Here is a 9,036-nt window from a genome sequence, read left to right as displayed (position 1 = left end):
CCGAAAAGCCGACCCGCACTTGTCGCCGCCCGAGGAGACACCCCGGCACGGCACCGACCCCCACCACACACCAACCCCACACAACCACCGGCACAAGCCAAGAACCACGCGGCGCCAGCCGCGACGCACCGCAACCACACGCCGCACCGAAGCCACCGGCCCGCACCCGAGGAACGGCGCCAAGCCACACGACGGCACCCCCGGACAGGGGCACAAAAATCAGCGCGGGACCCTACGGCACCCACCACACTGGCCAACCGTCCCGCGCAACACCCCCGTGAAGCGGAGGAACCCCTCACCCACAGCCGCGCCGCAAAACCCCAAGGCCCGCCGGCACAGCGCACCCCTGCGTGAGAGAGAACCCCCGTGAAGGCTTCACCCCGCACCCCGTGAAGGGGTGCAGCCCGGTGAAGGGGGAACCCCGCGTTTCCTTCCGCGCCCCGCGAAGGGGCCGTCAGAGCCAGCCGGCGAACTCCAGGAGGAGTTCGGCGTCCTCGCGGGCGCCGCCCGCCGCGTGGCGGACGCCGGACTCGACGGCCCGGTACAGCGTCCACCCCCGCAACCGCTCGCGGTCGACGTCGAGCGAGTCCGCGAGCTTGTTGATACGGCGCCGCGTCGCCGCCCCCGCCCCGGGCGAGGCGACCAGATCGTGGAGCCGGTCCCGCACGAGCCGCGCCAGGTCGTAAGCGCGCTCGCCCACCAGCGGCTCGGGCCCCACCGCCAGCCACGGCGCCCGCTCAGCGTCCGCACCGAGCACCGAGCCCTGCCGGAAGTCGCCGTGCAGCAGTACGTGTTCGGGCGGCGCCTCCAGCAGCGAGGCGCGCAGCTCCAGCGCCTCGTCCACCAGCGGCGCGGCCTCTCCGGGCGCGCACTCGCGCAGGAACGCGACCTCGGCCTCCGTGTGCTCGGCGACGGTCTCCAGCGCGACCCCGGACGCAGGCGAGGACGAAGACGACGGCTCGACCCACAGCCGCCGCACCGCGGACACCGCCTCCAGCATGGCCTTCGCCTCGGGCAGCGACCGCAACGAGACCTCACCGTGCAGCCGCTCCAGCAGCAGCGCCCCGTCCTCCGGCGCCGCCCCCAGCACCCGTACAGCCCCCCAGCCGTTCCAGCGCTCCAGCGCGGCCGTCTCACGCTCCGTACGCTCGCGCGGCGAGACGGTGTCGGGGGCGAGGAGCTTGAGCGCCGCGGGCGTGCCGTCGGACCGTCGGACCAGCGCGACGAGGCTGCTGCGTCCGCCGGGCGAGACCACCCGCTCGGCCGTCAGCTCCCAGCGCTCCAGCGTCCGCTCCAGCAGCCCCGGCAGCGCGCCGAGCCAGTCGTCGGCGTCGCGCGCGACGTGCTCACCGGCGCGGTTCCCGAGGGAGGCCAGGGAGCGCGTCAGCCGCTGCGGAGGTTCGTGGGGCGAAGCGGAAGCCATTCGGTCGAGGGAACCTTTCCGAACGGAGGGGCGGGGCGGGGACAGGGACGGGGACGGGGACGGCCAGAAGGGGTCAGAAGGAGTTCGGGCGCGTCCCGGGCGACCCCGACCCGCTGGGCGCCGGGGACTCGGAACCGGCGCGTTCGGTGAGCCCAGGGAAGGCTACGCCGCTTCCCTTCCACCGCACCGACCGGACCACCGCCTCCCGCAGCGCCCCGGCCGCGTCGCGCCGCCGCGCGCCCTCGCTCGCGCCGACGAGATCGGCGTACACCCCCGCCATCCGGTCCTCCAGCTCGGCGGCGAGCCGTGCCGCCGCGGCGCTGTCGGGCACGGCGAAGGGCAGCGAGTAGGCGGCGGCAGCGGGCTCGGGCTCGCCGCCGAGGTCGCGTACGGCGCGGCGCAGTGTGTCCCGGCGGGCGCGGTGCGCGTCGTACGCCTCGCGCGCCTCGTCCCTGCGGTCGTCGCCGATCCGGCCGCCGACGACTCCGTAGCCGTAGACGGCGGCGTGCTCGGCGGCCAGCGCGGCCCGTACGGCGTCCAGCTCCTTCATGCGCCCCTGTCCTTCCCGTCGTCCTCTCCGCCGCCGCTGTCCCCGGCGCCGCGCGGCTCGCCCTCGGCGAGGAGGTACGCGGCTGCCGCGCCCGCCGCCGCGAGGGAGGCCAGCAGCCGGGCCAGTGCGGGCGGCGCGTCCATGAGCGCCTTGGTCCGCGCGTCCGCCGTGCGCCGCTCCGCTTCGGCCAGCGCCGTGAGCGCCTGCTTCGCGTCGGAGGGGACGGCCGACCTGTTCGTACGGGAGGCGCGCGCCGCGTCCTTGCCGCCCAGCACCTCGGTGTGCCGCGCTGTCTGGGCGCGCAGCGGGCGCAGCAGCCCCGCGAGGCCGGCGTGGGCCGCCACCGTCCCGTCGTAGCGGGCCAGCAGCGCCTGGCTCTCGCGGGTGGCATGCGCGCGCAGCTTCCGTGCCGCCGCGTCGTCGGCGCGTTCCGAGTCGTCGCTGCCGCCGTCGTCGTCCGAGCACCCGGCGACGAGGCCGAGGGCTCCGCCCGCGCCCAGCGCCCCGGCCAGCAGCGACCTGCGGCGGGGTCCCGCGGTGACCGGTGACGGTGTGAGCGGCATGGGCACTCCTGAACTCGGGCATCGCATCGCCAGGGTGTCGGCGGCCGGACGTCGGATCGTGGCGTGGCGGTGATCACCGCCACGTGAGCGTACCCGTGCGGGTTTCCGCTCCCGGACGGGCCACCCCGCGGTGCACGACGCATACCCGGACGCCGCACACATCCACCGCACATCGCCCGTCTGGTCGGCGTGGTCCGCCGCAGACGATAGGCTGGGTCCGACACGCCGTACCCAACGAGGTCCCCCTACAACAGCACACGCGGCCGAGGAGTCACCCGGATGAGCACCACCCAGAGCGAGAGGCTGCGCGGACTGCTGGAACCGCTTGTCAGCGAGAAGGGGCTGGATCTCGAAGAGATCGACGTGACCCCCGCCGGAAAGCGCCGTGTCCTGCGCGTGGTCGTCGATTCGGACGACGGGGTGCAGCTCGACACCTGCGCGGAGCTGAGCCGCGCGCTCTCCGAACTGCTGGACGAGACGGACGCCATGGGTGGCTCGCCGTACGTGCTGGAAGTGACCTCGCCCGGCGCCGACCGCCCCCTCACGGAGCAGCGGCACTACCGCCGCGCCCTGGGCAGGCTGATCAAGGCGCACCTCACCGAGGAGGCCGGGGGCGGCGAGCTGACAGCGCGTATCACCGGTCTGGACGACGAGGGTCTTGACCTTGAGGTCCCGGGTGTCAAGGGACGGAAGCCCACGCGGCGCCGCCTCGCCTTCGGCGAGATCGCCAAGGCGCGCGTGGAGATCGAGTTCAACCGCAAGGCCGCCGGGCACGCTGAGCTCGCTGAGAAGGCGCCGGACGAGTCCGCGGCCGATGACGACGACGAGAGCAAGGAGGAGGCGTAACCGTGGACATCGACATGAGTGCTCTGCGCGGGCTGGTGAGGGAGAAGGAGATCTCCCTCGATCTGCTGGTCGAGGCGATTGAGTCGGCCCTCCTCATCGCGTACCACCGCACCGAGGGCAGCCGCCGTGACGCGCGGGTGGAGCTGGACCGCAAGACCGGGCATGTGACGGTCTGGGCGAAGGAGGACGCGGGCGACCTGGAGGAGGGTGCCGAGCCGCGCGAGTTCGACGACACCCCGACCGGTTTCGGCCGTATCGCCGCGACGACAGCCAAGCAGGTGATCCTCCAGCGGCTGCGGGACGCCGAGGAGGAGGTCACCTTCGGCGAGTACCAGGGCCGCGAGGGCGACATCGTCGCGGGCATGGTGCAGCAGGGCAAGGACCCCAAGAGCGTGCTGGTGGACATCGGCAAGCTGGAGGCGATCCTCCCGCCGCAGGAGCAGGTGCCCGGCGAGGACTACACACACGGCACCCGCCTGCGTACCTACGTGGTCCGCGTGGCCAAGGGGGTGCGCGGCCCGTCGGTGACGCTCTCGCGGACCCACCCGAATCTGGTCAAGAAGCTGTTCGAGCTGGAGGTGCCGGAGATCGCCGACGGGTCGGTCGAGATCGCCGCCATCGCGCGCGAGGCCGGTCACCGTACGAAGATCGCGGTACGCTCCACGCGCTCGGGTCTGAACGCCAAGGGCGCCTGCATCGGCCCGATGGGCGGCCGGGTCCGCAACGTGATGGCCGAGCTGCACGGCGAGAAGATCGACATCGTCGACTGGTCCGAGGACCCCGCTGACCTGGTCGCCAACGCCCTGTCGCCGGCCCGCGTCAGCCAGGTCGAGATCGTGGACCTGGCCGCCAGGTCGGCCCGCGTGACCGTGCCCGATTACCAGCTTTCCCTGGCCATCGGCAAGGAGGGGCAGAACGCCCGCCTGGCCGCCCGGCTGACCGGTTGGCGCATCGACATCCGTCCCGACACGGCCGACGCCGCCTCCCCCGAGGCCGGTCAGGCCCACGGTCGCGCCGCGGAACAGGGCTGAAACACACGTCACCGCCTTTACCCCCCAAGGGGATGGGTGGTGCGGGGAGGTAGACTTAACCAGTGTCTGGCCGGACGCGCGACCGAGTCTGCCCTGAGCGCACCTGTGTGGGCTGCCGGGAACGCTCGGACAAGCGCGATCTGCTGCGTGTGGTGTGGGTCGAGGGGCGCTGCGTCCCCGATCTTCGCGGTACGCTGCCCGGCCGGGGTGCTTATCTGCATCCCACACCGGTCTGCCTTGAGCAGGCCGTCCGCCGCCGGGCGTTCAACCGGGCCTTCCGGGGTCCGGGGCCGTTCGACACCGCGGAGCTGTTCCAGCGCGTGCGGCAGATCGAGCAGGAGACACCGTAAGACAGCCCGTACGGAATCCCCGTGCGGGAGAGGTACCTCGCGAGTCGGAAGTAGGTCGAGATTGCGATGAGCACTCGATGAGTACGCGATGAGTACGCCCATGCACAAGTAGCGAAGGTCCGGCGGACGATCCCCCGGGCCGTAAGGAGCGAAGTGGCTAAGGTCCGGGTATACGAGCTCGCCAAGGAGCTTGGAGTCGAGAGCAAGGTCGTCATGGCCAAGCTCCAAGAACTTGGGGAATTCGTCCGTTCGGCATCCTCGACCATCGAGGCGCCGGTAGTACGGAAACTGACAGACGCCTTCGACTCGGGCAGTGGCGCCAACGGCGCCAAGAAGTCCGCAGCGAAGCCCGCGGCACCCAAGCCGGGTGCCGCCAAGCCCGCCGCACCCAAGCCGGGTGGCGGCGCGGCCCCCAAGCCGGGAGCGGCGGCCCCGAAGCCGGGCGCGCCCAAGCCGGGTGCCCCGAAGCCGGGCCCCGAGGCCCCGGCCTCCAAGACCGAGACAGGCGCCGACGAGTCCGGTGCCGAGGGCGGCGCCGGTGCGGCGGCCACCCCGGGTGACGCCGTCACCCCGGCGGCCCCGAAGCCGAACGCCCGCCCCGCGGGCCCGAAGCCGGGTCCCGCCAAGCCCGAGTTCACCGCGCCTCCGGCGCCCCCCGCCGCCCCCGAGGCCCCGCGTCAGGGTGCCCCGAGGCCGGGTCAGGGCCAGGGCCAGGGGCAGGGCCCCAAGCCCGGTGGCCAGGGCGCGCCGCGTCCCGGTGGCCAGGGCCAGGGCGGCCAGGGTCAGGGTCAGGGCGGCCGTGGACAGGGTCCGAGGCCGGGCCAGGGTCAGGGCCAGGGCCCCAAGCCCGGTGGCCGTCCCTCCGGTCCCCGTCCGGGCAACAACCCCTTCACGTCCGGCGGCTCCACCGGCATGGCGCGCCCCCAGGCGCCCCGTCCCGGCGGCGGCGCGCCGAAGCCCGGCCAGGGCCAGGGTGCTCCCAAGCCCGGTCCGGGCCAGGCGGGCCCCAGCGCCGGCGGCGGCCCGCGTCCGCAGGCGCCGGGCGGCGGCCGTGCGACTCCGGGCAACATGCCCCGTCCGCAGGGCGGCGGCCAGGGCCAGGGCGGTCCCCGTCCTGGCGGCGGCGGTAACCGTCCGAACCCGGGCATGATGCCGCAGCGTCCCGCTGCGGGCCCGCGTCCGGGTCCGGGCCGTGGCGGCCCCGGTGGCGGTGCGGGCCGCCCCGGTGGCGGCGGCGGTGCGGGCCGTCCGGGCGGCGGCGGCTTCGCAGGGCGTCCCGCTGGTCCCGGCGGCGGCGGTCGTCCCGGTGGCGGCGGTGGCGGCTTCGGTGGCGGCGGCGGCCGTCCGGGCGGCGGTGGCCGTCCCGGTTTCGCCGGTCGTCCCGGCGGCCCCGGTGGCCGTGGCGGCACACAGGGCGCGTTCGGCCGTCCCGGCGGTCCGGCCCGCCGTGGCCGCAAGTCGAAGCGGCAGAGGCGCCAGGAGTACGAGCAGATGCAGGCGCCGTCGGTCGGCGGCGTGATGCTTCCGCGCGGCAAGGGCGAGGTCGTCCGGCTGTCGCGCGGTGCCTCGCTCACCGACTTCGCGGAGAAGATCAACGCCAACCCGGCGTCGCTGGTCCAGGTCATGTTCAACCTGGGCGAGATGGTCACCGCCACCCAGTCGGTCTCGGACGAGACGCTGCACCTCCTCGGCGAGGAGATGAACTACGTCGTCCAGATCGTCAGCCCGGAGGAGGAGGACCGCGAGCTTCTCGAGTCCTTCGACATCGAGTTCGGCGAGGACGAGGGCGGCGAGCAGATGCTGGCCCCGCGTCCGCCGGTGGTGACCGTCATGGGTCACGTCGACCACGGTAAGACGCGACTGCTGGACGCGATCCGCAAGACGAACGTCATCGAGGGTGAGGCCGGCGGCATCACCCAGCACATCGGTGCCTACCAGGCCGGTACGACGGTCAACGATGAAGAGCGCAAGATCACCTTCATCGACACCCCCGGTCACGAGGCGTTCACCGCCATGCGTGCCCGTGGTGCCAAGTCGACCGACATCGCGATCCTCGTGGTGGCGGCCAACGACGGCGTCATGCCGCAGACCGTCGAGGCGCTGAACCACGCCAAGGCGGCCGAGGTGCCGATCGTGGTCGCGGTCAACAAGATCGACGTCGAGGGTGCCGACCCGACGAAGGTGCGCGGTCAGCTCACCGAGTACGGCCTGGTGGCCGAGGAGTACGGCGGCGACACCATGTTCGTCGACATCTCCGCGCGCCAGGGCACGAACATCGAGGAGCTGCTGGAGGCCGTGGTCCTCACCGCGGACGCCTCGCTCGACCTGCGGGCCAACCCCGACCAGGACGCGCAGGGCATCGCGATCGAGGCACACCTCGACCGCGGGCGCGGCGCCGTGGCCACCGTGCTGGTCCAGCGCGGCACGCTGCGGGTCGGCGACACCATGGTCGTGGGCGACGCCTACGGCAGGGTCCGCGCGATGCTCGACGACAAGGGCGAGAACATCAAGGAAGCGGGTCCCGCGACCCCCGTCCTGGTGCTGGGTCTCACCAACGTCCCGGGCGCGGGCGACAACTTCCTGGTGGTCGACGAGGACCGTACGGCCCGTCAGATCGCCGAGAAGCGCGCGGCCCGCGAGCGCAACGCCGCCTTCGCCAAGCGCACCCGCAGGGTCTCCCTGGAGGACCTGGACAAGGTGCTCAAGGCGGGCGAGGTGCAGCAGCTCAACCTCATCATCAAGGGCGACGCGTCCGGTTCGGTCGAGGCCCTGGAGTCCTCGCTGCTCCAGCTCGACGTCGGCGAAGAGGTGGACCTGCGCATCCTGCACCGCGGTGTGGGTGCGGTCACCGAGACCGACATCGACCTCGCGACGGGTTCCGACGCCATCGTCATCGGCTTCAACGTCCGCGCCGAGGGGCGTGCGACGCAGATGGCCGAGCGCGAGGGTGTGGACGTTCGCTACTACTCGGTGATCTACCAGGTCATCGAGGAGATCGAGGCGGCCCTCAAGGGCATGCTCAAGCCGGTGTACGAGGAGATCGAGCTGGGCACGGCGGAGATCCGCGAGGTCTTCCGCTCCTCCAAGCTCGGCAACATCGCGGGTGTCCTCATCCGCTCCGGCGAGGTCAAGCGGAACACCAAGGCCAGGCTGCTGCGCGACGGCAAGGTCGTCGCGGAGAACCTCAACATCGAGGGCCTGCGCCGCTTCAAGGACGACGTCACCGAGATCCGCGAAGGCTTCGAGGGCGGTATCAACCTCGGCAACTTCAACGACATCAAGATCGATGACGTCATCGCGACGTACGAGATGCGCGAGAAGCCGCGCGGCTGACACGCGGTGCGGCTGACACAGCGCGGCTGACACGGTTCCGGGGCCGGTCGGCGGAGCAGAAAACTCCGTCGATCGGCCCCGGCCGTTGCGCGTACGATCGCCGGGTGTATGTGGGGACTCTTTCCTTTGACCTGCTGCTGGGCGACGTACATTCGCTGAAGCAGAAGCGCTCCGTCGTCCGCCCGATCGTCGCCGAGCTGCACCGCAAGTACGCGGTGAGCGCGGCAGAGGTCGGGGAGCAGGATCTCTACCGGCGTTCCACGATTGGAGTGGCGTCGGTTTCCGGAGACGTGGAACACGTGAGGGACGTACTGGACCGGTGCGAGCGCCTGGTCGCCGCCCGGCCCGAGGTGGAGCTGCTGTCGGTGCGGCGGCGGTTCCACGGAGATGAAGACGAATAGCAAGGAGACGGACCAGTGGCCGACAACGCACGGGCCAAGAGGCTGGCGGACCTCATCCGTGAGGTGGTCGCGGAGAAGCTGCACCGGGGGATCAAGGATCCGCGCCTCGGCACGCATGTGACCGTCACGGACACCCGGGTCACCGGCGATCTCCGGGAAGCGACGGTCTTCTACACGGTCTACGGCGACGAGGAGGACCGCGCAGCGGCGGCGGCGGGCCTGGAGAGCGCCAAGGGCGTGCTCCGTTCCGCCGTGGGTGCGGCGGCGGGGGTCAAGCACACCCCCAGCCTCACCTTCGTGGCGGACGCGCTGCCCGAGAACGCCAAGACCATCGATGATCTGCTCGCCCGCGCCAAGGCGTCGGACGAGGAGGTCCGCAAGGCGTCCTCCGGCGCGGACTACGCGGGCGGCGCGGACCCGTACCGCAAGCCCGCCGAGGACGAGGAGAACGACGCCGACGGCGCCGACGGGACGGACGAGGCGACCGGTGTCGCGGGCTCGGCCAAGGACGCGAAGCAGCAGGACGGGGACGCCTGACC

At 72.6% G+C, this 9,036-nt stretch carries 9 protein-coding genes; 6 read left to right on the top strand and 3 right to left on the bottom strand.

Translation table 11 applies throughout. The features are described 5' to 3' along the window. Positions 1-454 precede the first annotated feature (454 nt). The 3 genes from ACYVOO_RS30600 to ACYVOO_RS30590 all read right to left on the bottom strand — a co-directional run bounded on the left by ACYVOO_RS30600 (position 455) and on the right by ACYVOO_RS30590 (position 2,536). Positions 455-1,423 (bottom strand): aminoglycoside phosphotransferase family protein, encoded by a 969-nt coding sequence (locus ACYVOO_RS30600; RefSeq protein ID WP_461018967.1) that lies wholly within the window; start codon positions 1,421-1,423, stop codon positions 455-457. 73 nt (positions 1,424-1,496) lie between these two features. After that, positions 1,497-1,973: a ferritin-like domain-containing protein gene (locus ACYVOO_RS30595; protein WP_461018966.1), complete on the bottom strand. Its 477-nt coding sequence runs from the start codon at positions 1,971-1,973 to the stop codon at positions 1,497-1,499. Then, a complete protein-coding gene (locus ACYVOO_RS30590; RefSeq protein WP_461018965.1) occupies positions 1,970-2,536 on the bottom strand; it encodes a hypothetical protein in 567 nt (188 codons plus the stop codon). Before ACYVOO_RS30590 ends, ACYVOO_RS30595 begins: the two co-directional genes overlap by 4 nt. Positions 2,537-2,815: 279 nt before the next feature. On the opposite strand from ACYVOO_RS30590, the gene rimP reads away from it, so the two are divergent. The 6 genes from rimP to rbfA all read left to right on the top strand — a co-directional run bounded on the left by rimP (position 2,816) and on the right by rbfA (position 9,034). Further along, entirely contained in the window at positions 2,816-3,382 is a 567-nt protein-coding gene (gene rimP, locus ACYVOO_RS30585) for a ribosome maturation factor RimP (RefSeq protein ID WP_461018964.1), read from the top strand. Between the two features lie 2 nt (positions 3,383-3,384). After that, positions 3,385-4,413 (top strand): transcription termination factor NusA, encoded by a 1,029-nt coding sequence (nusA, locus tag ACYVOO_RS30580; RefSeq protein ID WP_453349918.1) that lies wholly within the window; start codon positions 3,385-3,387, stop codon positions 4,411-4,413. 62 nt (positions 4,414-4,475) lie between these two features. Next, positions 4,476-4,763 carry a YlxR family protein gene (locus ACYVOO_RS30575; protein WP_453349919.1) on the top strand — a complete coding sequence of 96 codons (288 nt, stop codon included), beginning with the start codon at positions 4,476-4,478 and terminating at the stop codon, positions 4,761-4,763. A 153-nt stretch (positions 4,764-4,916) separates the two neighbouring features. Next, on the top strand, positions 4,917-8,096 hold the full coding sequence (infB, locus tag ACYVOO_RS30570; RefSeq protein ID WP_461018963.1) for a translation initiation factor IF-2: 3,180 nt from the start codon (positions 4,917-4,919) through the stop codon (positions 8,094-8,096). A 104-nt stretch (positions 8,097-8,200) separates the two neighbouring features. After that, on the top strand, positions 8,201-8,497 hold the full coding sequence (locus ACYVOO_RS30565) for a DUF503 domain-containing protein (RefSeq protein WP_453349921.1): 297 nt from the start codon (positions 8,201-8,203) through the stop codon (positions 8,495-8,497). Between the two features lie 15 nt (positions 8,498-8,512). Next, positions 8,513-9,034, top strand: a complete 522-nt coding sequence (gene rbfA / locus ACYVOO_RS30560) for a 30S ribosome-binding factor RbfA (protein WP_461018962.1) — start codon at positions 8,513-8,515, stop codon at positions 9,032-9,034. Positions 9,035-9,036 lie beyond the last annotated feature (2 nt).

It is taken from the genome of Streptomyces daliensis (assembly GCF_054782395.1).
The sequence above is the reverse complement of the archived record's forward strand: the minus strand, read 5'-3'. Positions and strand labels throughout refer to the sequence as shown.